General features: G+C 49.8%; 23 protein-coding genes. 9 read left to right on the top strand and 14 right to left on the bottom strand.

All coding sequences use genetic code 11. The annotated features are described in order from the left end of the window. Window positions 1-229: 229 nt before the first annotated feature. The 4 genes from AC5JMP_RS26150 to AC5JMP_RS26135 all read left to right on the top strand — a co-directional run bounded on the left by AC5JMP_RS26150 (window position 230) and on the right by AC5JMP_RS26135 (window position 4259). Window positions 230-820, top strand: coding sequence for a hypothetical protein (locus AC5JMP_RS26150; RefSeq protein WP_495854436.1), 591 nt, complete (start codon window positions 230-232; stop codon window positions 818-820). A 635-nt stretch (window positions 821-1455) separates the two neighbouring features. Further along, window positions 1456-1653, top strand: coding sequence for a heavy-metal-associated domain-containing protein (locus AC5JMP_RS26145; protein ID WP_495854435.1), 198 nt, complete (start codon window positions 1456-1458; stop codon window positions 1651-1653). A gap of 51 nt (window positions 1654-1704) precedes the next feature. Then, window positions 1705-3984 carry a heavy metal translocating P-type ATPase gene (locus AC5JMP_RS26140; RefSeq protein ID WP_495854434.1) on the top strand — a complete coding sequence of 760 codons (2280 nt, stop codon included), beginning with the start codon at window positions 1705-1707 and terminating at the stop codon, window positions 3982-3984. A gap of 5 nt (window positions 3985-3989) precedes the next feature. Beyond that, window positions 3990-4259 (top strand): hypothetical protein, encoded by a 270-nt coding sequence (locus tag AC5JMP_RS26135; protein ID WP_495854433.1) that lies wholly within the window; start codon window positions 3990-3992, stop codon window positions 4257-4259. Window positions 4260-4390: 131 nt separating this feature from the next. On the opposite strand, the gene AC5JMP_RS26130 is transcribed toward AC5JMP_RS26135, so the two are convergent. The 3 genes from AC5JMP_RS26130 to AC5JMP_RS26120 form a co-directional block, all read right to left on the bottom strand. Beyond that, window positions 4391-6196, bottom strand: a complete 1806-nt coding sequence (locus tag AC5JMP_RS26130) for an ABC transporter ATP-binding protein (protein WP_495854432.1) — start codon at window positions 6194-6196, stop codon at window positions 4391-4393. Window positions 6197-6286: 90 nt separating this feature from the next. Beyond that, window positions 6287-7270: a glutathione S-transferase family protein gene (locus AC5JMP_RS26125; RefSeq protein ID WP_495854431.1), complete on the bottom strand. Its 984-nt coding sequence runs from the start codon at window positions 7268-7270 to the stop codon at window positions 6287-6289. 334 nt (window positions 7271-7604) lie between these two features. Beyond that, the gene (locus AC5JMP_RS26120; RefSeq protein WP_495854430.1) at window positions 7605-8726 is read right to left on the bottom strand and encodes a SpoIID/LytB domain-containing protein; all 1122 of its coding nucleotides are present in this window, start codon (window positions 8724-8726) and stop codon (window positions 7605-7607) included. 218 nt (window positions 8727-8944) lie between these two features. Here AC5JMP_RS26120 and pds point away from each other — a divergent pair, with 218 nt between their 5' ends. Both pds and crtB read left to right on the top strand, forming a co-directional pair. Further along, on the top strand, window positions 8945-10360 hold the full coding sequence (gene pds / locus AC5JMP_RS26115; RefSeq protein ID WP_495854429.1) for a 15-cis-phytoene desaturase: 1416 nt from the start codon (window positions 8945-8947) through the stop codon (window positions 10358-10360). Window positions 10361-10504: 144 nt separating this feature from the next. Beyond that, window positions 10505-11434, top strand: a complete 930-nt coding sequence (gene crtB / locus AC5JMP_RS26110) for a 15-cis-phytoene synthase CrtB (protein WP_495854428.1) — start codon at window positions 10505-10507, stop codon at window positions 11432-11434. 20 nt (window positions 11435-11454) lie between these two features. Here the strand turns inward: crtB and AC5JMP_RS26105 are convergent, their stop codons facing one another. The 3 genes from AC5JMP_RS26105 to petB form a co-directional block, all read right to left on the bottom strand. Beyond that, complete coding sequence (locus tag AC5JMP_RS26105) at window positions 11455-11817, bottom strand: DUF2237 family protein (protein WP_495854427.1); 363 nt, start codon at window positions 11815-11817, stop codon at window positions 11455-11457. Window positions 11818-11938: 121 nt separating this feature from the next. Then, window positions 11939-12421, bottom strand: coding sequence for a cytochrome b6-f complex subunit IV (gene petD, locus AC5JMP_RS26100; RefSeq protein ID WP_495854426.1), 483 nt, complete (start codon window positions 12419-12421; stop codon window positions 11939-11941). Window positions 12422-12504: 83 nt separating this feature from the next. Continuing rightward, window positions 12505-13173, bottom strand: a complete 669-nt coding sequence (gene petB, locus AC5JMP_RS26095; protein WP_495854425.1) for a cytochrome b6 — start codon at window positions 13171-13173, stop codon at window positions 12505-12507. Between the two features lie 202 nt (window positions 13174-13375). Between petB and ctpA the strand changes: the two genes are divergently transcribed. Next, window positions 13376-14647, top strand: a complete 1272-nt coding sequence (gene ctpA / locus AC5JMP_RS26090) for a carboxyl-terminal processing protease CtpA (protein ID WP_495854424.1) — start codon at window positions 13376-13378, stop codon at window positions 14645-14647. Further along, a complete protein-coding gene (locus AC5JMP_RS26085; RefSeq protein WP_495854423.1) occupies window positions 14637-15896 on the top strand; it encodes an HD domain-containing protein in 1260 nt (419 codons plus the stop codon). Before ctpA ends, AC5JMP_RS26085 begins: the two co-directional genes overlap by 11 nt. Before the next feature lie 341 nt (window positions 15897-16237). On the opposite strand, the gene AC5JMP_RS26080 is transcribed toward AC5JMP_RS26085, so the two are convergent. The 5 genes from AC5JMP_RS26080 to AC5JMP_RS26060 all read right to left on the bottom strand — a co-directional run bounded on the left by AC5JMP_RS26080 (window position 16238) and on the right by AC5JMP_RS26060 (window position 22358). After that, on the bottom strand, window positions 16238-17518 hold the full coding sequence (locus AC5JMP_RS26080; RefSeq protein WP_495854422.1) for a bluetail domain-containing putative surface protein: 1281 nt from the start codon (window positions 17516-17518) through the stop codon (window positions 16238-16240). 321 nt (window positions 17519-17839) lie between these two features. Continuing rightward, the gene (locus AC5JMP_RS26075; protein WP_495854421.1) at window positions 17840-17977 is read right to left on the bottom strand and encodes a hypothetical protein; all 138 of its coding nucleotides are present in this window, start codon (window positions 17975-17977) and stop codon (window positions 17840-17842) included. Between the two features lie 338 nt (window positions 17978-18315). Beyond that, window positions 18316-20841: a type I secretion system permease/ATPase gene (locus AC5JMP_RS26070; RefSeq protein ID WP_495854420.1), complete on the bottom strand. Its 2526-nt coding sequence runs from the start codon at window positions 20839-20841 to the stop codon at window positions 18316-18318. Window positions 20842-20850: 9 nt separating this feature from the next. Further along, the gene (locus AC5JMP_RS26065; protein ID WP_495854419.1) at window positions 20851-21609 is read right to left on the bottom strand and encodes a peptidylprolyl isomerase; all 759 of its coding nucleotides are present in this window, start codon (window positions 21607-21609) and stop codon (window positions 20851-20853) included. Window positions 21610-22049: 440 nt separating this feature from the next. Further along, the gene (locus AC5JMP_RS26060) at window positions 22050-22358 is read right to left on the bottom strand and encodes a hypothetical protein (protein ID WP_495854418.1); all 309 of its coding nucleotides are present in this window, start codon (window positions 22356-22358) and stop codon (window positions 22050-22052) included. Window positions 22359-22618: 260 nt separating this feature from the next. Here AC5JMP_RS26060 and AC5JMP_RS26055 point away from each other — a divergent pair, with 260 nt between their 5' ends. Further along, window positions 22619-23197 (top strand): pseudouridine synthase, encoded by a 579-nt coding sequence (locus tag AC5JMP_RS26055; protein ID WP_495854417.1) that lies wholly within the window; start codon window positions 22619-22621, stop codon window positions 23195-23197. A gap of 96 nt (window positions 23198-23293) precedes the next feature. On the opposite strand, the gene AC5JMP_RS26050 is transcribed toward AC5JMP_RS26055, so the two are convergent. The 3 genes from AC5JMP_RS26050 to AC5JMP_RS26040 form a co-directional block, all read right to left on the bottom strand. Then, entirely contained in the window at window positions 23294-23785 is a 492-nt protein-coding gene (locus AC5JMP_RS26050) for a rhodanese-like domain-containing protein (protein WP_495854416.1), read from the bottom strand. 320 nt (window positions 23786-24105) lie between these two features. Beyond that, window positions 24106-24696: an AAA family ATPase gene (locus tag AC5JMP_RS26045; protein ID WP_495854415.1), complete on the bottom strand. Its 591-nt coding sequence runs from the start codon at window positions 24694-24696 to the stop codon at window positions 24106-24108. A gap of 147 nt (window positions 24697-24843) precedes the next feature. Next, window positions 24844-25497 (bottom strand): DUF2301 domain-containing membrane protein, encoded by a 654-nt coding sequence (locus tag AC5JMP_RS26040; protein WP_495854414.1) that lies wholly within the window; start codon window positions 25495-25497, stop codon window positions 24844-24846. Window positions 25498-25583: the final 86 nt, after the last annotated feature.

The following is a 25583-nucleotide window of genomic DNA, read 5'->3' as shown; positions in this document are numbered from 1 at the left end:
AGAGACGATCGCGCTTCAATCTGACTCCCCTATACAGAAGCAGTCTACACTTGAGAAGTTATGTGCCAGCTTTCATCATAGATTCTATGATGAGTTAGAGCTTAAAAATCTTAGTTAAATCATTGACTCGTTGAGTGGAAGGTTTAACAATGGTGATGAACTTCTAGATAAGGATTTGGTCGATCGGGCAAGACATCAAGTTCAGAGTCTTTAGAAGGATAAGTAAACCATGTATATCGGCAGAAACATTGATAGAGATCAGGCAAAAACCGTCTGTAAACTGACAAACTCCACAAGTAAAAAGCTTGAACCTGTCTTGGCAAGCTTGACCTGCCCAAAGCTCAAAGGGCTTTTAGGTGCATTTATCCTTTCGGCTACTTCGATTGCTTGGGTCGGTGGCATGAGCAGCGCCGTGGCGCAAGAAGTGATTGACGATCGCCCCACCGTCATTGACCAGATCGAGGACGCATACTACACGTTCGATCAGCCTTTTTACTTCAACCGTAGATTTCCCCGTAACACGTTTTGGTTCTTGCTCTCATTTCCTGAAAATGAGATTGCGGGTGATGGACGAGTGAGCCACAAGCTCTATAACGAGCTAATGATGCAGCAAAACACGAGCGATCCAACCCTTCGCACGGCAGACCTTCCCACTCCTTTTACCAGCTCTCTCCAATCTGATGCCATCTTTACCGAAGAGCCTGTACCAGCAGCGCCCTTTGCCCCTTCTTTCCGACAGTCGCCCAGCGTTGCTCCCACCGTAATAGATTCGGGTGCGGATAGAACAGTACAGGAGGCTCCAGTCCCGGCTCTATGGTAAGGATCGCGTACAAAATGAAACTCAATAGTTTTTTGGAAGTGCCACGCGGAGTGCGACACTTCCAAAAAATTATTGCAGGTTAATTAATTTGTGATCCTAAGTCCATAGCCCTTGTTTCCTGAAGGGAAGATAAATACCCCTGTATGTAGTAGAACATGCGGGCATTGTGTTGTGAGCGAAAATAACCTGGTATTTTTGCTTGAGCTTCGTCATGCCCAAATCGCGTTCCGCCTGAGTTTTATCAAGCGGGATAAAAAACTATGGGAAAACCATAAAACCTAATGTTGCTGGGATTGCAGCAAACATAGGCGTAAAGCCAGATTTCAATTCTTATACCAATAGGACTTACGCAAGCCCTCTAGCTGTGGTGCATTTTTGTGGTGTGTGGTGGGCGCACCCCACCACACACCACAAAAATGCGTAAGTCCTAACCAATTTGAATTAGAACTACGACAGATCCCGGTACGGGCTTGGCATTGCCAAGCCCCTGCTGAGGTTCGATGTGCCCACAAATTCGTTTAAATCGGTATTACACGTCTTCAAACTATCCCTAAAATATTATTCAGCCCCCTTGACTCTCCATTCGACTGGAGAGTGCACTATAGAATTTAGTGAATAGAAAAGGGCTTTAAATCATGAATCTTCAGTTGACCGTTCCCAACATGGCGTGTTCTGCCTGTAGCGAGACTATTACTCAAGCCGTGAAAGCGATCGATTCTACGGCAACGATTGTGGCTGATCCGAAGACTAAGCTAGTGACCGTTGAGACACAGCAGTCCAAAACAGCCGTGAAAGCAGCGATCGTAGCAGCAGGCTACACCGTAGCAGAGTGACCGCTGTAAGCCGATCGCCACAAGCTGCAAGCCAGACACAAGAAGGAAATCATGGCAACCGAAAATGCAACTTTAAAGCTGCGGGGTATGAGTTGCGCCTCATGCGCACACAACATAGAGGAAGCGATTCAATCTATTCCGGACGTTAGCGCTAGCGTCAATTTTGGCGCAGAGCAGGCATCTGTCACCTATGACCCTGACAAAACCAGCCTCGCTGAAATTCAAGCGGCTGTTGATGCGGCAGGCTACTCTGCACAGCCGCTGCAAGAGGGCATCGTAGATGAGAGCGATAGAGAGCGGCAAGAAAGACAAGCCGAAAACCGTAGATTGACCCGTAAGATTTGGGTAGGCGGTGTTGTTAGCATCATTCTCGTGATCGGTTCCCTGCCTATGATGACGGGCTTGCCGATTCTGTTCATCCCCATGTGGCTGCATAATGCTTGGCTACAGTTATTTCTAACAACTCCAGTGCTGTTCTGGTGTGGCAGTTCTTTTTTCATCAACGCTTGGAAATCCCTCAAACGCCATACCGCAACGATGGATACTCTGGTGGCGATCGGTACGGGTACGGCTTACGTTTACTCTCTCTTCCCAACTTTTTCCCCTGATTGGTTCATCCGCCAAGGATTGAATCCAGATGTCTACTATGAATCTGCCTCAGCGATCGTCACGCTAATTTTGCTGGGACGCTTGCTAGAAAACCGCGCTAGGGGACAAACCTCTGAGGCAATGCGTAAATTGATCGGTCTACAGGCGAGAACAGCGCGCGTGATCCGCAACGGAAAAGACATAGATATCTCGATCGATGAAGTCGTTCTAAACGACATAATTCTTGTCCGTCCAGGCGAAAAAATTCCCGCAGATGGCGAAATTGTTGAGGGCGGCTCCACGATCGATGAAGCCATGGTTACAGGCGAAAGCTTAGCCGTGAAAAAGCAAGTTGGCGATGAGGTCATTGGAGCAACGATTAATAAAACGGGCAGCTTTAAGCTCCGCGTCACCCGCATAGGCAAAGACACTTTCTTGGCGCAAATCGTCAAGCTGGTGCAGCAGGCACAAGGCTCTAAAGCTCCTATCCAACGGCTTGCCGATCGCGTTACAGGCTGGTTTGTGCCTGTAGTTATAGCAATCGCGATCGCCACTTTTGTCATCTGGTACAACGTCATGGGGAACGTGACGATGGCGTTGATTACAACAGTTGGGGTACTAATTATTGCCTGCCCTTGTGCATTAGGTTTAGCAACACCTACATCCATTATGGTGGGAACCGGGAAAGGAGCAGAGAATGGGATTTTGATTAAGGCAGCCGAAAGTCTGGAACAGGCTCATAAACTCCAAACGATCGTTTTAGATAAAACGGGAACGATTACTCAAGGTAAACCGACTGTAACCGATTTTATAACGGTCAGAGGAACAGCAAATGGCAACGAGTTAAGGCTTCTGAGCCTTGCTGCTGCTGTAGAACGAAACTCAGAGCATCCCTTGGCTGAAGCAGTCGTGCAGTATGCTCAAGCTCAGGGCGCAGAATTAGCCAGCGTAGAAGATTTTGAGGCGATCGCGGGTAGTGGCGTTCAAGGCTATGTTTCTAACCCAACTTTTGGTCAAGCTTCTCATCAGCTTGTGCAGATTGGAACATATCGCTGGATGCATGAACTAGGGATTGAGACTGAGGTTCAGCTCCAGTGGGAGTCGTTGGAAGCGATCGGCAAAACTGTGATCTGGGTAGCGGTCAACGGCAAAGTAGAAAGCATCATGGGTATCTCAGATGCCGTCAAACCCTCCTCGGCGGCTGCCATTCGCACCCTGCAAAAGCTAGGACTAGAGGTTGTGATGCTGACAGGCGACAACCTCCGCACGGCCGAGGTGATCGCGCGAGAAGTGGGAATTCGTCGCGTTATGGCAGAAGTTCGCCCCGATCAAAAGGCAGCTCAGATTGCAGCGCTACAGGCAGAGGGGAAACGAGTTGCAATGGTGGGAGACGGCATTAATGATGCACCTGCCTTAGCGCAAGCTGACGTAGGTTTGGCGATCGGTACCGGAACAGACGTAGCCATTGCCGCCAGCGATATCACGTTAATTTCAGGTGATTTGAATGGTATCGTTACTGCAATTCAGCTTTCCCGCGCCACCTTGCGAAACATTCGACAAAACCTGTTCTTTGCGTTTATCTATAACGTGGCAGGAATTCCAATTGCGGCAGGAATTCTCTATCCTATTTCCGGCTGGTTACTCAGTCCTGTGGTCGCTGGAGCTGCAATGGCGCTTAGCTCAGTCTCAGTTGTAACCAATGCTCTACGATTGCGAAATTTCAAGCCCAAAGCCTTATTTTAGAAGGGATGATGATGAAAAAGGCAACACTTTTAGGAACATTGGCAGGCTTTGGGTTTTTGCTGGGAGTGCTTCCAGGTGCGATCGCATCTGAGATACCCGGATACCCGATTCAGAGAGCATCTGAAACGACGGGTCAGTTCCAGCGAATTGAACAGTCTTTGGGCAACAAAGTTGCTGTGACGCTGGGTGGAGTTGGGTTAATGGGCTTAGAACTTTGGTGGTTTTTGTTCAGCAAACCTAAGTCTCAGAAAGCTACTTCAGCAGATGACATTTAAGAAGTTGCTATCACCGTAGATGGCGGCTATGAAATATCCCCGTCCTAGCTGTCTTGGCGGTTGCCATAGTTCAGCCGGGTTAATCTGTGCGGCTGAAAGTTCGATCGCAAAGATCTATCCGATGAGGAATGTTACTCTACCAATGTCGGACGTAAAGACTGCCGCGCCCGAATGTCTTCTAGCTTGGCATCGGGGATAGCATGAATGAGCTGTCGTGTGTAGTCGCGGGTGGGATGATTGTAGACCGTTTCAGCCGCGCCGATTTCCTCAATTTTGCCTTGGTTCATTACCATAATGCGATCGCTGACAAATTTCACAACGCTTAAATCATGGGAAATGAAAATATAAGTCAAGCCGAAGTCTTGTTGCAAATCCTTGAGCAGGTTCAAGACCTGTGCCTGCACTGACACATCTAATGCCGACACCGACTCATCGCAGATAATGAACCGAGGGTTACAGGTGAGCGTCCGGGCAATGCAGATGCGCTGCTGCTGACCACCTGAAAATTCGTGGGGCATCCGGTTCATGACGCTGCCGTCAAGTCCAACCCTCTCCAAGAGAGCGATCGCCTTTTGTCGTCGCTGCTCGGTCGAACCGCCAATATTGTGAATCACCATGGGTTCAACCAGAGCTGAGCCGATCGTTTGGCGCGGGTCCATGGAGCCGTAGGGGTTTTGAAAGACAATCTGCATTTCTTGGCGCAGTTGGCGCAGTTCGGCGTTGCCCAATTGAAACACCGATTTGCCATCGAACTTAACCTCGCCGGAGGTGGGTTCGATCAGCCTTAATAGGACGCGGCTTAAGGTAGACTTGCCACAGCCCGATTCGCCTACCAGACCGAGAGTTTCACCAGGATAGACTTCAAAGCTGACATCATCGACGGCATTGAAGCTGCTCTTGCGTCCCAGAAATCCTGTGCGAATCGGATAGCTTTTGGTGAGATGGCTGACGGATAGCAAAGGCGCTTGTTGAAGAAGTTGCTGCGATCGCCTCCTCTCATCTTCTAGTGAAATTGGCGCAAAGCGAGGATTTTCCGACACTACGCTGAGGGGTTGAGAAATAAGCTGCTCCTGTCCCTCTGCGTCAGTGCTGATTTGCATAAAGTCCGAGACGGTGGGCAATCGCCGAATGTGCTGTTCTGGGCGAGGGCGACAGTTGAGTAAGCCAAGCGTGTAGGGGTGCTGAGCATGGGCAAACAGATCGTACACTGGGGCAATTTCCATGACCCGACCGCGATACAAAACTACAACGCGATCGGCAATTTCAGAAACCACGCCCATGTCGTGAGTAATGAATAGAATTGCCATGTTGCGGCGATCGCGGATTTCCCGCAGCAATTCCAAAATTGTTGCCTGGATGGTCACATCTAGAGCGGTTGTCGGTTCATCGGCAATCAAGAGTGCTGGGTTCCCACTCAGCGACATGGCAATCATCACCCGCTGAATCTGTCCACCCGAAAGCTGATGCGGATAGCGCTCCATCATTCCTTCGGGATCGGGAAGCTGTACCTCTCGAAAGAGATCGATGGCTTGCCCGTAAGCCGCTTCCTGAGACAAGTCAGCATGGAGACGAATCGCCTCTATTACCTGGTTGCCGCAGGTGTAGACCGGATTTAGAGAACTCATGGGTTCCTGAAAAATCATGGCGATTTGCCCCCCTCGATAGGCGCGCCGCTGGTCAGGCGTGAGGCTGAATAGATTTACAGGTGCGCGATCGGCAGCTTTGAACCAAATCTCGCCCTGCACCGTTGCCGAAGTCGCCAGCAATCCCATAGTCGCCAAGGAAGTCACCGACTTTCCCGAACCTGATTCGCCTACCACACACACTGTCTCTCCTGGCATCACGTTTAGGGAAATCTCTCTGACCGCCTGAACGGTGCGATCGTCTTGGGTAAACGCAACAGACAGATGACGAATATCGAGAATGGGGGAAGTCATAAACGGATGGAGGCAGTTAGCAACAGTTTAGCGGTGACAGTATTGTAGGGGGAGATTCCCAAATTCACCTAGCGTTTAGGCTCTGATGGCTTAATCCGAGGGAATCCTTCGCCCGATCGCTCCGCGCTTTGGATCAGTTTCAAAATCAATCACAGGCCCTAGAGGCACGATGCCTAGCGGATTTACCTTAGGATGGCTTCTGTAGTAATGCTGCTTGATGTGATCAAGATTGCAGGTTTCTTTGATGCCGGGGTACTGATAGATTTCTCGCAGGTAGCCCCACAGATTGGGATAGTCAACGATGCGACGAAGATTGCATTTGAAATGGACATAGTAGACGGCATCAAAGCGTAGCAGCGTTGTGAATAGACAAATATCGGCTTCAGTCAAGCGATCGCCACAGAGAAATCTTTGCTGACTTAAAATCTTCTCCCAATGATCTAGCGCTTCAAACAGCTCAGTCACTGCCTCTTCGTAAGCGGATTGAGTTGTGGCAAATCCAGCACGGTATACGCCGTTGTTAATAGGTGTGTAGATGGTATCAATTGCTCGATCGATAGTTTCGCGCAGTTTCCTAGGATACAGATCAAGACTGTTTGTGGCGATCGCCTCACACTCAATATCGAACATGCGAATGATTTCGCGAGATTCGTTATTAACGATCGCCTGGGTTTGCTTATCCCACAGAATGGGTACCGTGACGCGTCCAGTATAGTTTGCCTCTGCCTGAACGTAAGTTTCCCATAGAAAACTAGCATTGTTTACCGTATCGGGAATGCATCCAGGTGCATCTGAAAACTGCCAGCCGCGATCGCCCATGACCGGATCGACAATAGATACAGAAACTGCTTCTGTAAGCCCTTTGAGCTGCTGCATGATCAGAGTTCGGTGTGCCCAAGGACAGGCAAGAGAAACGTAGAGATGATAGCGAGCGCTTTCTGCCTTAAATCCACTCGACCCATCAGCAGTAATTGAGCTGCGAAACGTTGTCGAAGGGCGCACAAACCGACCCTTTTCATCTTCCTGTTCGCGCTCTGACACCCACTTGCCAGACATCAACATTCCTAACGCCATATTTCTTCTCCTGATCAGCCCAACCTTAATAAAGTAACGAACAGAGGAGTCAATTAGCTCTACCGAATGGTCAAATAAGCAAATAGGTAAACAAAATCAGAGCGCCATTGGCGCTTCGTATATGGCTGTCGCCAGTACAACCGATCTACAGGAGGGGCTTAGCATTGCAATCCCCTACCCCAAGAATTACATCTTGTTAAATCCATGTTCCTGAGGACATTTAGGGTGGGCGTGAAGCGCCCACCCTAAATGTCCCCGTCCTAACCGCCTTGGCGATTGCCATAACTCCACAAGCCTCTAAGAAACCCAGGCTTTTGTTCAATCCAAAATTTCTTTACTCATAATCCTGCTGAATCCTGCCCACTCCTGTGCCGGGGTAATAATTCTCCAAAATTTGCTCATAGGTATAGCCTTTTTCTGCAAGCCCCAAGGCTCCTAACTGGCTCATTCCTTTGCCCTGAAAAGCTTCTGCCACAATGTCATCTGATGCCGCATACAGCGACTCAACTACACCGCCCCGGTAGCTGACGAATTCACCTGCCGTCGCGTCCACCGCTCGATTGGTCGCATCCGCTTCTTTAGCAAGACCGCTGTACACCTGAAAATACTCGTCATCACCTAGCTGATAGAGCGAGTTGACGGGTTTAAAGTGGTAGGTCAGCGCGTAAGAGCGAGCTGCCACAGCCTGAGCTTTAAGCGCTTCCATCGGCCAGCTTGGAGACACTTCGCTAGCTACAACGCTGTAGAGATACTGCTTGAGGCTAACGAAATTTACGCCCCACAGATGGCTGCCGTTAGCGGCAAGCAGCAGCCGTCCCCGATAAGTCCGATCGCCTAGCGTAAAAGTGCCCCCTGGAGGGGGTTCAATCCAGACAGGGGAAGACAACTCCTGAGCGGCAAGGCTGATAGATGCCCCATTTGCTTGAGCCTTGTAGGCTTCTTCAGCAGCGAGACTGCCTAAGTGCTGACCGTTTTGGTCAACTAGCTCCGCGTCAGTAGAAACGTTCAGGGTAAGGGCAGAAACCCCTTTGGCGATCGCCACCCGCATTTCAATCAAAGAATCGACCGAAGACAGAGAAGCCTCAAATGCCGCTTTTGCCCGCTGATTCATAGCCTGTTGTTCTGGCGTCAGCAATGGCTTTGTAGGGGAAGCCTCGGCTTTAGGGCTGAGTGAAGTAGACGGAGTGGTTGGAGGAGACGGAGAAGTTTTAGGGGAAACAGAAGCGGTCGCTGTCCCAGAGATTTTGGACGCGATCGGTGTTTTGGAGGCAATGGGGGCAACAGGCGCGCTGTTTGCAGGTGAAGCGCTAGCGGTTGCCGTAGCCGTTGGAGCAGACTGCCGACTCAGCATTTGAGATTGCCCACCCAAAAGTACGCCTCCAAGAGACAACGCTCCTAGCAGCAGAAAAACCCAGGGACGCTGCTTCAGCAGTTTAAAAATGGACGATCCTTTCATTTCGATAGAGTTTAAGCATCAGGAATGGGTGACGTGTGCAGAGTGATTTTCATCCTTAACAGTATCTTCACTCACAGCAGAGACATCAGATCTTTGTATAGCTATAGACAGCTTCATCTATTCTTTACATTTCCTCCAGAATTTAGGGAGTTACAGGTCGATATGTTACAGTTCGCAACATATAATATGAGAATCAATTCAAAGGACAGTAGCGTTACATGCGGGTTGCGATCGCTGGAGGCGGGTTAGCCGGACTAACCTGTGCAAAGTACCTTGTGGATGCCGGACACACGCCGATTGTCCTGGAAAGTCGAGATGTCTTGGGCGGTCTGGTTGCTGCCTGGAAAGACGAGGAAGGAGACTGGTATGAAACTGGACTCCACGCTTTTTTTGGCGCCTATCCCAATATGCTGCAACTCATGAAAGAGCTGGGTATTGAGGATCGGCTGCAATGGAAACAGCACACGCTAATTTTTAACCAACCTGAGAAACCTGGCACCTATTCACGGTTTGATGTGCCGGATATCCCGGCTCCTTTCAACGTGATAGCGTCGATCGTTAACAACAACGATATGCTGACCTGGGAGCAAAAAATTCGATTTGCGATCGGTCTGCTGCCTGCGATCGTCCGGGGTCAGAAGTACGTCGAAGACATGGACAAGTACAGCTTCTCGGAATGGTTGCAGCGGCAGGGCGTAGGCGAACGGGTCTCCAGCGATGTGTTTATTGCCGCCTGCAAAGCTTTAACATTTATCAACCCTGAGGAAGTGTCTTCAACCATCCTGCTGACAGCACTGAACCGTTTTTTGCAGGAGCGCTACGGCTCCAAGATTGCCTTCCTGGACGGTTCACCCACAGAGCGCCTGTGTCAGCCGATCGTCGATTACTTTACAGAAAGAGGCGGTGAGGTGCGGATGAATGCTCCGCTGAAGCAAATTGTGCTGAATGAAGACGGCACAGTAAAGCATTTCCTGATTCGAGGACTGGAGGGCGCTGCGGATGAAATCCTCACTGCCGATATCTACGTCTCAGCCATGTCAGTAGACGTCATGAAAGTGCTGACTCCTGAACCCTGGAAGCAGATGGATCTGTTCAAAAAACTGGAGGGCTTGGAGGGCGTTCCGGTGATTAACTTGCATCTCTGGTTCGATCGCAAGTTCACAGACATCGATCAGCTTTTGTTTTCTCGCTCAGATCTGCTTAGCGTCTATGCTGATATGAGCATCACCTGCAAAGCCTATGAAGACCCCGATCGCTCTATGCTAGAGCTAGTGCTTGCCCCAGCAAAAGACTGGATCGACAAGTCCGATGAGGAAATCATTGCGGCAACGATGAAAGAGCTAGAGCGACTATTTCCGCAGCACCTTTGCGGCGAGAATCCAGTTAAGCTCCGAAAGTCTAAGGTCGTGAAGACGCCTCGATCGGTTTACACGGCTTCTCCGGGTCGTCAGGCTTACCGACCGACTCAAGAAACCCCGATCGCTAATTTCTTTTTGGCGGGCAGCTATACCTTGCAGCGCTATCTAGGCAGCATGGAGGGAGCAGTGCTATCTGGAAAAATGGCGGCCGAGGCGATCAGCCGTCAGTCAATTGGCTCTGTTTCTACCCCCAAGGACTTGCAAACTGTGGCTTGAACCTTTACTTTTACCTATGAAATCGCCAAATCTAGCGGTTAGCTGCTTAATAAATGCCGTTTCGTGGCACTGCCATAGGAGAATAACTGATAGCTGTTTGCTCCGAAGTAATAGCTCCGAAGTTAAACCCTCAGCGTCAATGTAATGCTGCAACTGCCTGAATCACCCCACGCCACCCCTCTAATTTCCTTGGACAATGCCTACGAACTCTGTCGTCAAGTGACGGCAGAGTATTCCAAGACGTTTTATCTCGGTACTCTGCTGATGTCAGAGGAAAAGCGTCGAGCGGTTTGGGCAATCTATGTTTGGTGCCGTCGTACTGATGAGTTAGTCGATGGCCCTCACTCTGCCGAAACAACCAATGCTACGTTGGATCAATGGGAAGGGACTCTAGAGTCTGTCTTTGCCGGACATGCCATTGATGACGCGGATGTGGCATTGATTGACACCCTAGAGCGATTTCCTATCGACATTCAGCCCTTCCGCGACATGATCGCCGGACAGCGAATGGACTTGTACCGATCGCGCTATGAAACTTTTGAAGAGCTGGAGCTTTACTGCTACAGGGTTGCTGGAACGGTGGGTCTAATGACGACGCCAGTCATGGGAGTAGACACCAGCCGGGGCACGGCTCCCTGGGATCAAGCCCATCCAACGGTGAATCCAGAGGCTAAAGCGATCGCCTTGGGCATTGCCAATCAGCTCACCAACATCCTGCGCGACGTGGGGGAGGATGCTCGTCGAGGTCGAATTTATCTGCCGCTTGAGGATCTAGAGCAATTTAAGTACTCCGAAAAAGATCTGTTTAATGGTGTAGTGGACGATCGCTGGCAGGCACTCATGAAGTTTCAAATTCAGCGGGCTCGTCAGTTCTTCAACGAAGCCGAGTTGGGAGTCAGGCTACTCAGCCCAGATGCCCGCTTTCCCGTCTGGTCGGCGCTAATGCTCTATCGCGGCATTTTGGACGTGATAGAGAAAAATCAGTATGATGTGTTTCGCAAGCGAGCCTATGTGCCAAACTGGCGAAAGTTCCTGTATTTGCCGATAGCAAAGTTAAAATCGGAAGTTCTCTAGCGCAAGGGCACAGGCAAGGTCTAGATGGCGTGCTGCTTCAAGTCGCTGAGCGCCGCGTATTCAATGGCGGCAGCATGGGTGGCTTCTAGCACCACAGGCGGAGCCATTCCTGCCTCAAAAGCCTCTTGCCAGCGCGAGGCGCAAAGACACCAGCGATCGCCCGGTTTTAGCCCTGGAAAGCTATACATCGGCATTGGTGTGGTCAAATCATTGCCGCGCGACTTGCTAAAGGCTAGAAATTCTGCTGTCACCTGAGCGCAGACAATATGCATCCCGACATCTCCGGCACCCGTGCTGCAATATCCGTCACGGTAAAATCCGGTCATAGGGTCGGTGCAGCAGCACTCTAGCGTTCCACCCAAAACGTTTTTAGCTTGAGACATATCTTCTCCATACTGTAAAAGTTCAGCTAAACAGGCAAAAAGCTAGCGCCCCTCGACCTCACAGAGATGAGTTTACATCCGCAGAGAGTTCAGGAGGCGCTAATTTTAGATAGGTCGCAACTTAGAACAAGCCCAGCGTCAGCGCCTTGTCGATCGGCATCACAGCGCCAATTCCTAACCACAGGGTAACTACCGTACCAAACAGGAAAACGGCTGTTGCCACAGGACGGCGGAAAGGGTTTTGAAACTTGTTGACGTTCTCAATGAAGGGAACCAGAATCAAACCCAGAGGTACGGCACCCATGCAGGCAACGCCCAACAGCTTGTTAGGCAAAACGCGCAAGATGTTGAACACAGGATACAAATACCACTCAGGCAAGATTTCGAGCGGTGTTGCAAAGGGGTTTGCAGGTTCACCCACCATGGACGGATCAAGTACGGCGAGAGACACGCAGCAAGCGATCGTGCCCAGAATCACAACTGGGAAAATGTAAAGCAAGTCGTTAGGCCAGGCAGGTTCACCGTAGTAGTTGTGACCCATACCGTTCTTCAGCTTCTCTCGCAGAATCGGATCTGCGAGGTCTGGCTTCTTAATTGTTGCCATGAGGGAGTGCTCTCCTTAAGTTATTTAAATTGAAGCGGTTTGCAGAGAACCAGGTTCAAAGGATCAGGCTACAAAGAACCCCATTACAAGGGACCAGAAATGCCCTGCTTGCGGATCATCAGGAAGTGCAGCAGCATGAACACCGCAATCAGCCAAGGCAAGACGAAGGTGTGAGCGCTGTAGTAGCGAGTTAGAGTGGCTTGACCCACGCTAGCACCGCCCCGCAGCATGTCGGAAATCAAAACGCCTACCACAGGAATCGCCTCAGGCACACCGGATACGATTTTCACCGCCCAGTAGCCGACCTGATCCCAGGGCAGTGAATATCCCGTTACACCGAAGGACACCGTGATTACTGCTAGCACAACGCCAGTCACCCAGGTCAACTCACGAGGCTTCTTGAATCCACCCGTCAGATAGACACGGAAAACGTGCAGGATCATCATCAAAACCATCATGCTGGCAGACCAGCGATGAATGGAGCGAATCAGCCAGCCGAAGCTGACATCGTTCATGATGTACTGCACAGAAGTAAAGGCTTCAGCTACAGTCGGTCTGTAGTAAAAAGTCATTGCAAATCCAGTGGCGAACTGGATGATGAAGCAAGTTAAGGTAATGCCCCCCAGACAATAGAAAATGTTGACATGGGGAGGAACATACTTGCTGCTGATATCATCAGCGAGCGCCTGAATCTCAAGACGCTCATCAAACCACTTGAAGGTTTTTGAGTCAGTAACTTGTTTTGTAAACATGAAACGAGAGTTCCAGGGGGGTATTATGACTGTCAATAAATGTAACACAGCTCTCAGGTGAATTGCACTGTGCAAGGCTCTGTAAAGCCAGGTTTGAGCGGATCTTAATGATCTCCTCAACTCACTCTTGCAGATGCTGCTACCGCACTTTTCCGCATTCACCCTATAGCCAGGAAGCCAGACTCACTTTAAGATCTGTACTATGAGAAATCGGATTTTTAGATCTGTCCTGCTGCTCGTGCTTTCGGTAAGTCTGGCAATGAGTTTGGCGATGGGCGTGTTAAGTTCGCCCGCGCTGGCGCTGACGGAAGAGCAGCGGCTTTTAAGTGAAGTTTGGCGAATTGTCGATCGCGCTTATGTAGACAGCACGTTTAACCATCAAAACTGGTGGCTGGTGCGGCAAAAGGCTTTGCAGCAGCCGATTAATAATCGTGAGCAGACCTATGGCGCGATTCAGAAAATGCTGGCGAGTCTGGATGATCCCTTCACCCGGTTGCTCAAGCCCGATCAGTATCGCAGTCTCCAAACCAACACGGCTGGAGAGCTAACGGGCGTGGGTTTGCAAATTACGCAGGACAACCCCAACAGCGAGTTGCGTGTCATTGCGCCGATTGAAGGATCGCCCGCCGAGAAAGCTGGAATTAAACCCCGCGATCGCATTCTCAAGATCAACGGGTATCCCACGACCAAGCTTTCCCTGGACGAAGCTGCCGAACGAATGCGGGGTGTCACAGGCAGCAAAGTAACGCTAACTATTGCGCCTGAAGAGTTTCAAGACGCCGATCGTCCTTCACCTCAAGTTCAGGACATCACTTTGGTACGCGATCGTATCAGTCTTAATCCGGTGTACGCTGACCTGCGCACCCAAGATGACGGGACACAAATTGGCTATATTCGCCTGAGTCAGTTCAATGCAAATGCCAGTGCCGAGGTGGGAAGCGCCATCAAGCATTTGGAGTCTCAAGGAGCAAATGCCTACGTGCTAGACCTCCGCAGCAATCCGGGTGGGCTGTTGCAGTCGGGGATTGAGATTGCACGGCTTTGGCTGGGGGAAGGGACTGTGGTTTATACCGTCAACCGCAACGGCATCCAGGACAGTTTTGAAGCAAGCGGTGCCGCTCTCACAGACGACCCGCTTGTGGTGCTGGTCAACCAGGGAACCGCCAGCGCTAGCGAGATTCTGGCGGGTGCGCTGCAAGACAACGGACGAGCGCAGCTCATTGGCGAACGTACCTTCGGCAAGGGCTTGATTCAATCCCTGTTCAACCTATCAGATGGCTCTGGCTTGGCGGTGACGATCGCCAAATACGAAACTCCCAATCACCATGACATCAACCGTCAGGGCATTGCACCTGATGTGGAGGTTTCGCTTGACCCCATTACGCGAGATGAATTGGCAACTGCTACCGATCGCCAGTATCAAACTGCCGTTGAGGTGCTGACTCAGGGAGCCGTAGTCGCTGGTGCAGCCTAGCGCGGGACGAACCTACCAAGATCCCTTACATGGGGCAATCACGCTAGATTTTGGCGATCCTGTAGAGGCGCTGCTGATTCGGCTGATTGATACACCGCCCTTCCAGCGACTGCGCCGAATTCGCCAGCTTGGTCCTGCCAGTCTGACCTTCCACGGCGCTGAGTCGTCACGGTTTACCCACTCTTTGGGCGTGATGGCGATCGCTCGACGGGCATTCGATCGGATTGCTCAAAAATATCCTGAACTGCGGGGTTATAGAGCCGTGGTTCTTTGTGCGGCTTTGCTGCACGACATTGGGCATGGACCTTTCAGCCATACCTGCGAAGAGATTTTTGGCAACCATCACGAGCATTGGACAGAGCGCATTCTGCAAGAGTCTGCTCCGGTGCGAATGCTGCTAGATGAATTTGACCCCGATCTGCTAGAGCAAATGCGGCTGGTTTACCACAAAAGTCATCCTGTGCCGTTGGTTTGGCAGCTTGTCACCAGTCAATTAGACTGCGATCGCCTAGATTACCTGATGCGAGACAGCTACTTTACAGGGGCATCCTACGGCAAGCTAGATCTCGATCGCATCTTGATGGCAATGGATTACGATGCGCTGACTCAACAGCTTGTGGTGGCTAAAAAGGGCATGGCGGCGATCGAGCATTACCTGATTGTTCGTTACTTTATGTATGCTCAAATTTACAACCATCCCAAAAATCTGGCGGCTTCCTGGGTGCTAGAAAGCGCATTCCGTCGTGCCAAAGAGCTTTTGGCGCTGCATCACCTCTCTGCCGATGACACGATGACGGCATGGCTTCAGCAAGACTGTAATCAGCTGCTGCTCAGCCAATATCTGGAGGCTAATGATGGCGTGTTCATGTATCACCTTCAAAGGTGGCAGCACTGTTCCGATCCCGTTCTTGCCGATCTTTGCCGCCGCTTTCTGGATCGAGACTTGCCCAAAGCTTTCGAGGTGACTGAATTAGATAGCGATCGCCAACAGCAACTTTTGCAGGCTGTTCTATCGACGCAGAGCCAGTCTGAATACGGCACTGCATACTACACGGGGCTGAGAACTACCTGGAGCCGAGGTTATACGCTTTATCAGCGAGGCATTAAGCTACAGATTGGCTCTGGCTTGCGAGAAATTAGCGAACTTTCTCCCTTAGTCAAAACCTTGACACAGCCCTGGCAGAGGAGTTGGCTAATCTACCCGCGAGAAGTTGATTTGGCAGAGATATTGGGAGAAGTAAAAGATTGAAGCGATCGCCCGGATAGGAGTAGGCGATCGATTAGCTTTTGTCAGAGAACCTGAGTCTATCTGTCACGCCTTAGAGGATGTTTGCAAAGTGGTCGGCTGTGATTTTAGGCACCTGTTGATCCCCCTGCCCCCCTTAAAAAGAGGGAAAATGAATTCAAAGTCCCCTTTTTTAAGGGGGATTGAAGGGGATGTGAAACGTTTCGCTACCAATAGTTGGACTTTTCAAACATCCTCTTCGGTCGATCAACGCGTCGGTAGTCCTCAAAATGTAATGATTCCGTTGGTAATGCTCCGCCACAGCAACAGAAATCATTACAGGAATGCTGCTGACAAATGCATCCTTAGACGAAGTAATTGCCAACTGACAGAGACGCTTTTTTGATATCTCCTGCCTTGAACTGAATACCCGTCACATCTGCAACCAAGTCAAGTCTCGTAGCGAATGCAGCCTTGGTATCATTGACAGACAGATAGGTGCGGCTGCCAAACTTAAAGAACAGTGCCTCATCTCCCTTGAGGGACTGTCTGCCTCGCTTGCTGGCGCTCTTGTCGGCGTAGGCGAGTTTAGTCGCTTCTGTCAGGTTTCTCGCTTTAATTGTACCCGCGTAGGACAACCCCTTGGGTCGCTGGGACGTGTTGAGGTTGTTGTCAAAGTCGAGCTGAAAGCGATCGCCTTGAGCAAACTTGAAGTCAGTCACCTTAGTCAGCTTGCTGACCGTAGAGCTTTTCAGGGCGGCAGCTTTGCTAATGCCAGAAAAGGTAAATTTGTCACCTCCTGCATTTCCTATTATGGTGGCTCCGCCGCCTCCAATAATAGTGTCACTACCCGGTGTGCCTCTTATGACTCCGCCTGCTGCTCCAGTCCCGCTGCCTGTAATTAAGAGACCATCGCTAAAATTGCCAGGTAATGGAGTACCATCTGAGGCTGTGACTTTGAAGTTGCCAACTTCATGAATATTCGTCGCTGCGCCCGTTGAAGCTGCAAAACCAAACTTGAGCGTAGAAGGGAGAGGTCCGTTTCCGGCTGCAATGACATCAAAAGCATCGATCGGCTTCTCTCCAGCATCTAAAAAATCGCCATCATTGTTCAAATCAATCTGAACTGTGAGCAAGCCTGTGGGAGTCAAATCGACTTGAGCCTGTTTACGAGAGTTCGCGCGAGTTGCCTGCGGGCTAGGGTTATCCAGGCTCACCGGTAGACTCGTCGGGGTTCCCGTTAAATATCTATAGCCAGTTGCTTCACTACCCCGAACTGCAATGGCATCAGGGGTTGTGCCTGGACCTAAAATCCGCCCTTCCTGGGCTGCTGAATAGTTGCCAAATTCATCAAATCCGACCCCCAAATATCCGCCAGCAATTCCCGCGGTAGTGGCGTCTTGTGCATAGCCTAACGAACCGCCAAAACCACCGGGCTTTGTGGGTGACTGTGCACCATCGATTAAGAAAAATCCAATACCATCGCCTCCGTTCGCTCCACCTGTTGATCCACTTGATCCACCGTAGGAGAAGAAGTCGAAGGTAATTGACAGCCCTTGAGTCCTGTCAACAGGAGTAGTGTAGAGGGCAAAAGATGCCTGGTTGATTTTAGCATCTGTTAACTTCAGGATGTCAGTATCTGCCATGGTTTAGCTGTTTGTAAAGGTTGGAATGAAATTGAGGTAGAGGCACGTCGGCTTGAAGATTTCGCCCAAACTATTGGCTCAAACTGCTAGTGCCGCAAGTTGATGAGAATTCATCTACAGCACTTAACAGACACGCCATTATGAAGATGAGTTAGGTAACCTCAGCCGCTGAAGCAATTAAACAAAGAAAAGTCTTCCAGGAATGAATGCTTTTTGCCTGACAGCCAAGCGCTTCAAATGCGCTTCAAATAGCTATTGCTATGAAGAATGGAGAACAGGCTGTCAGGGTGCGTGATCGAGTCATTGTTGACTACGCCGTTATTAAAATTGATACAAGTTTTCAGCACTTTCAATGAATATCTCCTCATGCACTCCTAGGTAGACACACCGCTCAATTGCGCTAATCAAGTAATCTAGGGCGATCGCTCTCAAAAGCTGAGCCGCTGAGCCACTGTGCATCCAACCTCTGCTTTGCAGCAGAAGCCATCCCACAGCGCTAAGCAGCTTTACGTATAGCTTGAAGCAAAGCTAGAAAAGTTCGTAAAAAAAAGCCGTGAACTTACTGAAGATTAATTTGAATAAGTTACTAAGTAAATTCCTGGTAAAGTTTCTCGACAAACTTTGTAGCGCTGTAATCATTTTGTAGAGCGCAGTTTCTTACAGTCTATTTGAAACTCTCTGGGCAGAGGCTTTTCAGTCCTTCTGCGTATGCAGAATCAGCCACCTGCCAGGAAGATGGCTGATTCAAATGTAAATTTAGGATAAATTTTATCTCTCTAAAATTTCCTAAAATCTCTCTAAACGGATGCTTGCTGCCGCTGATATAGCGACCAATACAGCCCCTTTTGATTAAGCAACCCATCATGGGTGCCGCGCTCGACAATAACGCCCTTCTCCATCGTCAGAATTAGATCCGCTTTTTTGAGAGGCGCAAAGCGGTGAGCAATCAAGAACATCGTCCGATCTTGAGAAATGCGCTTGAGATTTTCTAGTACCTGCTGTTCCGTTTCAGCATCCAGGTGGCTAGTGGCCTCATCCAAAATCAAAATCGGCGCATCGGATAGGAACAGCCGTGCCAGGGTAATCCGCTGCCGCTGACCGCCCGAAAGCGAGGTGCCACGTTCGCCCACATTGGTTTCGTAGCCATGGGGCAGATCGCAAATGAAGTCATGGGCAACTGCCATCCGCGCTGCCTCGATGACCTGCTCTGGTGACACATCTGGATTGCCGAAGGTGATGTTCTCTAGCACCGAGCCGTTAAACAGGAAATCTTCTTGCAGTACCACGGCAATTTGCGGTCGCAGGGAAGCCAGATCAGCACTCTTAATGTCAAAGCCATCAATCAAGATCCGCCCTGATTCTGCCTGGTAAAGCCTCTGAATGAGCTTAGAGAGAGTGCTTTTGCCCGATCCGCTACGCCCGACAATGCCGACAAACATACCGGGGTCAGCATTGAAGGACACGCCGCGCAAAATCGGCTCCTGCTCTTCGTTATAGCGGAAGACGATTTGATCGAACGCTACCTGACCTCTTAAAGGCGGCAAAGTTAGCCCAGTACCGGGTTCTGCCTCAGGGGCAACGTTGAGGATGTCACCAATGCGATCGACCGCCAACAACACCTCCTGGAGCGTTTGCCAAAGCTGAATCAGGCGTAGTAGCGGCCCCGTCACCCGTCCAGAAAGCATCTGGAACGCCACAAGTTGCCCGATCGTCAACTGCTGCTTAATCACTAACTGTGCCCCAAACCAGAGAATCAGCAGCGCCGAGATACTGGTGAGAAAGTCGCCAATGTGGTTGCTGATATTCGCTGTAGTAGATGCCTTGAAGCCCGTGCGAATGAAGCGCGCGTAAAGACCTTCCCAGCGATCGCGGGTGGTTTTTTCGGCGGCATGGGCTTTCACCGAATGAATTCCGGTGATGGTTTCTACGAGAAAAGATTGGCTGTCGGCGCTTCGATTAAAGGTTTCGTTCAGCCAGGTTCTGAGGATCGGCGTGGCAATCAGCGTCAGGATGGCGAACATGGGAATTACCGCTAGAGCCACACCCGTAAGCTGAATGTTGTAGTACGCCATCATCACCAGGTAGACTACCGAGAAGATGCTGTCTAGCACCACAGTCAACGCCGTACTGGTAAGAAACTGGCGGATTTCTTCGAGTTCCTGCACCCGCGCCACGGTGTCTCCGACTCGGCGCGCCTCAAAGTAGGACAGGGGCAGCCGCAGCAAATGCCGGAATAGCTGCGCCGAGAGCGCCATATCAAGCCGATTGGTAGTGTGGGTGAAAATGAACATCCGTAAGATGCCCAGCGCGCCCTCAAAAACGGCGGTTCCCAGGAGAGCGATCGCCATCACATCCAGCGTCGGCAGACTCTCTTGCACCATCACCTTGTCGATAATCACCTGGGTAATGATGGGAGAACCCAAGCCTAAAAGCTGAAGGGTGAAGGAGGCAAGCAGTACTTCACCCAGCAGATTGCGGAATTTCCAAACCGCGGGTAAAAACCAGGTGAGGTTAAATTTCTCCTGTTTTTGAATCAGATCCACCTGCCAGAGCTGACCGTCCCAAGATTGCTCTACCAACTGACGCGGAATGCTCTCGCAGGTTTGGCTAGGGTTCATGGGGTCGCCAATGATCAAGCGATCGCCCCTAATTCCATAAGCAACTACCCAATGTCCGGCTTGCTGCCACTGGAGCATTGCCGGAAAGGTGATTTGCCGAAAATCTTGCCAGTTGCCTACCAGCAATCGCCGCATTTGTAAGCCAACTTTTTCCCCGGCACTGACCAAATCCTTAGGTCGCTGTCCCCGGAGCTGCCGCTGTACCCATTCGAGCTGGACGGGGGTTTCTAGCCGCTGTGCCAGCATAGTTAGGCAAGCCGCTGCCGTATTGAGTCCTGAAACGAAAGGATAGCCAGAGACAGGTTGGGGCGCAGTGGAGAAATTGGGCTGATAGCGCGATCGCACCGATGACCAAAACTGCTTCATCTCCGGTGAGGCGACTGCCGACCACTCTGTATCCGACCACTCCAGCAAGATTACTTCCTTGCTAGCAGCCCTCGCCTTCCAGGCATCCGACAACTCTAGGGCATCACCAAACCAGTCGCCCTCCTTCAGCCGCACCGCATCCCCTTCGGTAGGAACTAGCCGCACGTTACCTGAAACCACGAGATAGTGACCCCCTGGAGTCTCAGTTGACCAAATCACCTCCCCCAGCGCAAAGCTGCGGGATTTTCCCTGAGATTTGATCCGAAACTGCTGCTCTGGCTTTAACCAGCTGAAGGGAGGGGCATCCCAGTTAATGCTGATGGGAAGGGCTTGAGTCATGGTAGATGATTAGTCAACTTGGATTTTGATGGGGAGGTTCTGCATTTTCTCAGCTAGCCAGTGTTCAAACAGCTCATCTTGTAGAGCCTGTCTCACCTGTGGGTCATCCAAAGCAGCAGGCAGAAATGCCTCGACTCGGAATAGCCCCCAGCGATCGTCTAAACCCAAAGGTCCAACGATTTCACCTGGATTTGCCATATCAACTGCGGCTCGCAGCATATCTGGCATCGTGCCGCGGCTGACTGGACCCACCATGCCATTCATAATCCGATCGTCGGTGATGGAGTACTCTTTGGCGAGCTGATCAAAGCTAGCTCCTTCCTGAAGCTGACTTTTTAATTCGTCTGCAAGTTCCTTCTCGTTAACGATAATTCGAGAAATAACGACGCGATCGAGATAGACCTTGCGCTCAATAAAGTATTCTGGCAGGCGAGCCTCAGTCACGTTGTTTTTTAGGTTTTTTAGGCGGAAAGTCATGCCAAGCTGAGCATGAAAGGCTTCATAGGTTAAACTGTTGCTGGTTAGCCAGTCTTGAAATTGCTTGGGGTCAGTCAACTGGTTTTGCAGCCGGAAGTCGATCACGGCTTGCTCAACGACCGCTGAACCAATGCTGAAATTGACCTGGGATTGCAGTTCTTGCTCGATCACAAACTGACGGACAATATCGCCAATAAACCCGTCTAACTTACCATTTGCCTGTAGATACCTGAACACTTGCCCCATTGAAATGGGTTGATCTGCGATCGTCAGAAAAGATTCGGATGTCATGAGTCATCCACATATAAACTTGCAACCTCATTATGCCCAAACTCCTTAAGGGTTCATCCAAACTTTATTAAGAAGTAAGGTTGCGCTGACCTGATCCCGAATCTATGTAGCTGTTGCTAGTTTGCTTAGGACATTTAGGGTGGGGCGCGAAGCGCCCCACCCTAAATGTCCCCGTCCTTACCGCCTTGGCGGTTGCTACACAATTTCTAAAGCTCCTGATTCATGTGGGGCAGGCAGGATGGACATCCTACAAGACTTTCAGACCAAGTTGCAGATCGCGTTAGTTCGTCCTCAGAGATTTAGAAAGCTCAGTAGATTGCAATTTAGGGTTTTGTAGCGCGTGCCACAAAACCCTAAAGGCTGGATTTCAAAGGCGCGGAACGCCTTTGAAATCCAGCCTTTAGGAAAAATAGGAAGACTCTGCGATCTACTAAAGCTAGCTAGCCAGCAGCTTGGGCTGTGTTTTGAGCAAGGGCTTGAGCCGGACTTTTCCTAGCTTCGAGCGCCGGATCAACTGTGACTAGCTCAATATGGTTGAGCAGCGTTGTTACGAAAGCAAATAGCAGGAAGGGTAGAGATAGCACCAAGATTAGCCCTACAGTCGCTAGAGCATAGATTGGACGGCTGGCTCCCATGAGTGCCATTGCAGCTGCCAAACTAATGAATAGGACGACTAACCAAATAATGATTTGACCGTAAATATCCCCGAAAGTAAGTGTGCAAGCAACCCGGTACTTTCTCATATCCATAAAACGTTTCCTCAGCAATATGCTTATTAGTGTTTTACATTAAGTCAGGCATAAAAATAAATATACAGAGAGCTTATCTAAATTTTTTTAAATAAGTCGCAATATTTCTTTACGAGACAATGTTTCTAAGATGCGGCCTAAAGAACAATAGGTTTTGTTCACTTTGGCATTAAATTTTTAACTTCAGCTTCCCCCTTTCTTGAATCATCTCTTCAATTAAGGTTGAATCTACCCTTATATTCTTTTTCTATCTTGACGATATGCCCGATCGCTTTCTTCTATTTTACAAACCTTATGATGTTCTCTCACAGTTTACCGACGAAAAATCTGAGAGTCAGCGCCGAACTCTAAAAGACTACATTTCGGTTCCAGATGTGTATCCGGTTGGAAGACTCGATCGGGATAGTGAGGGATTACTTTTGCTAACTAATAACGGTCGCATCCAGCATCAGCTCAGCGATCCAAGATTTCAGCACCCGCGCACCTACTGGGTGCAGGTAGAAAATATTCCTGATGACGCAGCTTTGGATCAACTCCGTCAGGGCGTGTGGATTCAAGACTATCGCACTCGCCCTGCTCAGGTAAAAGTCTTGCCACCACCTGATCTACCGCCTCGCAATCCGCCCATTCGGTTTCGTAAATCGATACCGACTGCTTGGGTTGAACTGACTTTAACAGAAGGAAAAAATCGTCAGGTGCGGCGGATGACCGCTGCGGTTGGCTTTCCAACTTTGAGATTAGTTAGGGTGGCAATCGCTCACCTTCACTTAGCAGAGCTACAGCCTGGAGAATGGCGCGAACTGGAGCCACAAGAACTTCAGCCTTTGCTGCGACTATAGAGCGTCTAAGACCAGATAGCCTACACCCCGAAAAGGGCATAGGCTTTTACCTCAAAAGCTGGCTCGAAAGCTACGTAAATTGAAATAACAAAAGACCTACTTCTGCTGTTCCATGCGCTGCTCTTTTTCCTTTTCTTGGCTGAATGCCGTTAGACGAGAGCCAACATTATAAGCATCTGAACCCGGATTTTCGTTAGTAGCGATTCCTTCTACAGAACCATCAATTTCTTGCCAAGCTGCAAGACCACCCTTCAGTTCTGCTACCTTTACAAACCCTGCATCACGTAGGCGAGTTGCTGCGGTCGCAGACTCTTCGTCATTTTCGCCATACACATAAATGTCTCGGTTTGATGCTAAACTCTGAGCCGCCTGGGGCAATTCATCTAGCTGCATATTCATAGCGCCCATGATGCGGCGATCGCCAAAAGCTTCATGGCTACGTACATCCAGAATCGTTAACCCTGGCTCTCCCCAGTTAAGACGGGATTTAAGCTCATGGGCAGTTGCTTGACTGTGAAAAGCAGGAGGCGTAGGAGTGATATCTGGCAGCTTATCTTTAGCAGCTGCAATCGCATCTTCAATTGCCATAATATTTGATTACTAGATACATCCCCCGTACTTTAACGAAACAAGTATGTAGAGCTATCCTTCTAGAGAAGGAGGGTAAAAAGATATTTGGACAGAAAGATATCCCTGTTGTTAGCTATTTTCATGTGTGTTCTAGAAGCCTACTGAATAGTTTTCTAGTCTGTGGAGCAGTCAGCAGAAGTTGTAGGTTGCTTTCTATACAAAGCTTTTCAAGCTAATGACTAAGATAAACGGCGGTAAATAACCTTCGCAGCACCACCAAGTTCTACCAACAGTCTGCTTCATCGACCTGTTCGACGGCGATCGCTACGATCAACCAATTACAAGCGGATATGGCGTATTTGCACGACCAGCCGCTTCAAAGGACGTAAGATTGGATGCCAAGTTGGAGGTTTGAGTTCAAGACCTGCGTGATGAGCAATTTCTTCTGCAACCGCCTCAATTGTTTTTTCTTCCGTATTGAGATGAACTGCGAATTTTTCATCTAATAATAATTTCAAGCATCGGTCAAGTTGATGTGCATTCCAAGAATTGCTGCCATCACCACGTCGCCGTAATCGACGAAGAACTGTCTCACGAGAAGCAAGCAAAGTGAAATGATGCACCTGCAACCCCCCGCGTCTCAACGCACCCACAGTTTGATCGTAGTAAAGAGGATCAGTAACAGTCATTGGAACAATGATTGTTCCGGCAAAATTCTCAGCAACGTATTGCAATCCTTGATGGGTATACTCGCGCCATATCTGATGATTTTGGAAGTCTCCTACATAGATTTCTGACGGTACAATCTTCCGGAGGAAAAAGCCAATTTGCTCAGGGTCAAATATGAAGCTATCAGAGATTCGGCTGTGTAGCTCGAAGGCGGTCTGGGTTTTGCCAATACCAAAGGCTCCGTTCAACCAAATAATCATCAGCGACAGAAATTTCCTAAATCGACTGCATCTTAGCCCTGATTTGATACTCGATAACGCTAACTACCTTCGAGAAATGTTACCCTGACGACCAATGAGGGATCTCCAGACTGCCACTACCTGTAAACGAAGCAGACGAACTCATTCCTAAGGGCGCTGATGCTTGAGATACTCAAACACGCTCTTGTCCCCAATGTCATCAGGGATAGCCTGCACTGTTTTCCGCAGGGCAAACACCATAAACAAAATTGCCCATGCCGCCAGCAGCCCTTTTCCTAGAGCGATCGGCAAAAGTCCCGTCAAGTGTCCTAGCAAGAGCGCAGGGACAATGAAGGTAAGGAATTTGGTTTCCAGGCGATTAAAACAAAAAGCTTCCTTGAAGAAAATTCCGGTCAGTGCCGCAAAGGTAAAGCCAATGCCCAAAATCGTCAGCGGCTGCTGATACACCGTCAGGGCAAAGGGTTCTGGATTCAGATGAGCGACGCTAATTGCCGCGATCGCCCCAATTACCCAAAATATCTGAAGCGCCCGATGCAGTAATCCCATATAAATATGGATAGTGAGCAAGCTAACCGCCAGCGCTCCAGCAAACAGCGTATACAACGGAGTTAGCGCCACTAGCACCTTGGGATTGCTTCCTTGCCAGAAAACCAGTGCCGTACCGATCGCAAAACTCAGAGCCGCCACCAGCAGACCCCCTCGGTAAACTTTTACCCCTTGGCGATCGCCATCCGTAATCGTAAATTCTCCAAACTGTCCTTGATAGCTTTCGGTAGGCTGATCGGTTATCTGCGCGTCCATGGTCATCGCTCTCGATCTGAGATTTTTGGAAGAATCAAGACTATTATCGCGTTTCCGCTTAGGGTCGATCAATTTGGGGTCGATCA

The organism is Drouetiella sp. (assembly GCF_059504425.1).
Note: the sequence above shows the minus strand (reverse complement) of the source record. Positions and strands in the feature narration are given on the sequence as shown.

What these genes read in the sequence shown, in the direction of transcription:
- AC5JMP_RS26150 (WP_495854436.1), top strand. Translation starts at nt 230, where the DNA reads ATGTATATCGGCAGAAACATTGATAGAGATCAGGCAAAAACCGTCTGT.
- AC5JMP_RS26145 (WP_495854435.1), top strand. Translation starts at nt 1,456, where the DNA reads ATGAATCTTCAGTTGACCGTTCCCAACATGGCGTGTTCTGCCTGTAGC.
- AC5JMP_RS26140 (WP_495854434.1), top strand. Translation starts at nt 1,705, where the DNA reads ATGGCAACCGAAAATGCAACTTTAAAGCTGCGGGGTATGAGTTGCGCC.
- AC5JMP_RS26135 (WP_495854433.1), top strand. Translation starts at nt 3,990, where the DNA reads ATGATGATGAAAAAGGCAACACTTTTAGGAACATTGGCAGGCTTTGGG.
- AC5JMP_RS26130 (WP_495854432.1), bottom strand. Translation starts at nt 6,196, where the DNA reads ATGACTTCCCCCATTCTCGATATTCGTCATCTGTCTGTTGCGTTTACC.
- AC5JMP_RS26125 (WP_495854431.1), bottom strand. Translation starts at nt 7,270, where the DNA reads ATGGCGTTAGGAATGTTGATGTCTGGCAAGTGGGTGTCAGAGCGCGAA.
- AC5JMP_RS26120 (WP_495854430.1), bottom strand. Translation starts at nt 8,726, where the DNA reads ATGAAAGGATCGTCCATTTTTAAACTGCTGAAGCAGCGTCCCTGGGTT.
- pds (WP_495854429.1), top strand. Translation starts at nt 8,945, where the DNA reads ATGCGGGTTGCGATCGCTGGAGGCGGGTTAGCCGGACTAACCTGTGCA.
- crtB (WP_495854428.1), top strand. Translation starts at nt 10,505, where the DNA reads ATGCTGCAACTGCCTGAATCACCCCACGCCACCCCTCTAATTTCCTTG.
- AC5JMP_RS26105 (WP_495854427.1), bottom strand. Translation starts at nt 11,817, where the DNA reads ATGTCTCAAGCTAAAAACGTTTTGGGTGGAACGCTAGAGTGCTGCTGC.
- petD (WP_495854426.1), bottom strand. Translation starts at nt 12,421, where the DNA reads ATGGCAACAATTAAGAAGCCAGACCTCGCAGATCCGATTCTGCGAGAG.
- petB (WP_495854425.1), bottom strand. Translation starts at nt 13,173, where the DNA reads ATGTTTACAAAACAAGTTACTGACTCAAAAACCTTCAAGTGGTTTGAT.
- ctpA (WP_495854424.1), top strand. Translation starts at nt 13,376, where the DNA reads ATGAGAAATCGGATTTTTAGATCTGTCCTGCTGCTCGTGCTTTCGGTA.
- AC5JMP_RS26080 (WP_495854422.1), bottom strand. Translation starts at nt 17,518, where the DNA reads ATGGCAGATACTGACATCCTGAAGTTAACAGATGCTAAAATCAACCAG.
- AC5JMP_RS26075 (WP_495854421.1), bottom strand. Translation starts at nt 17,977, where the DNA reads ATGCACAGTGGCTCAGCGGCTCAGCTTTTGAGAGCGATCGCCCTAGAT.
- AC5JMP_RS26070 (WP_495854420.1), bottom strand. Translation starts at nt 20,841, where the DNA reads ATGACTCAAGCCCTTCCCATCAGCATTAACTGGGATGCCCCTCCCTTC.
- AC5JMP_RS26065 (WP_495854419.1), bottom strand. Translation starts at nt 21,609, where the DNA reads ATGACATCCGAATCTTTTCTGACGATCGCAGATCAACCCATTTCAATG.
- AC5JMP_RS26060 (WP_495854418.1), bottom strand. Translation starts at nt 22,358, where the DNA reads ATGGATATGAGAAAGTACCGGGTTGCTTGCACACTTACTTTCGGGGAT.
- AC5JMP_RS26055 (WP_495854417.1), top strand. Translation starts at nt 22,619, where the DNA reads ATGCCCGATCGCTTTCTTCTATTTTACAAACCTTATGATGTTCTCTCA.
- AC5JMP_RS26050 (WP_495854416.1), bottom strand. Translation starts at nt 23,785, where the DNA reads ATGGCAATTGAAGATGCGATTGCAGCTGCTAAAGATAAGCTGCCAGAT.
- AC5JMP_RS26045 (WP_495854415.1), bottom strand. Translation starts at nt 24,696, where the DNA reads ATGATTATTTGGTTGAACGGAGCCTTTGGTATTGGCAAAACCCAGACC.
- AC5JMP_RS26040 (WP_495854414.1), bottom strand. Translation starts at nt 25,497, where the DNA reads ATGGACGCGCAGATAACCGATCAGCCTACCGAAAGCTATCAAGGACAG.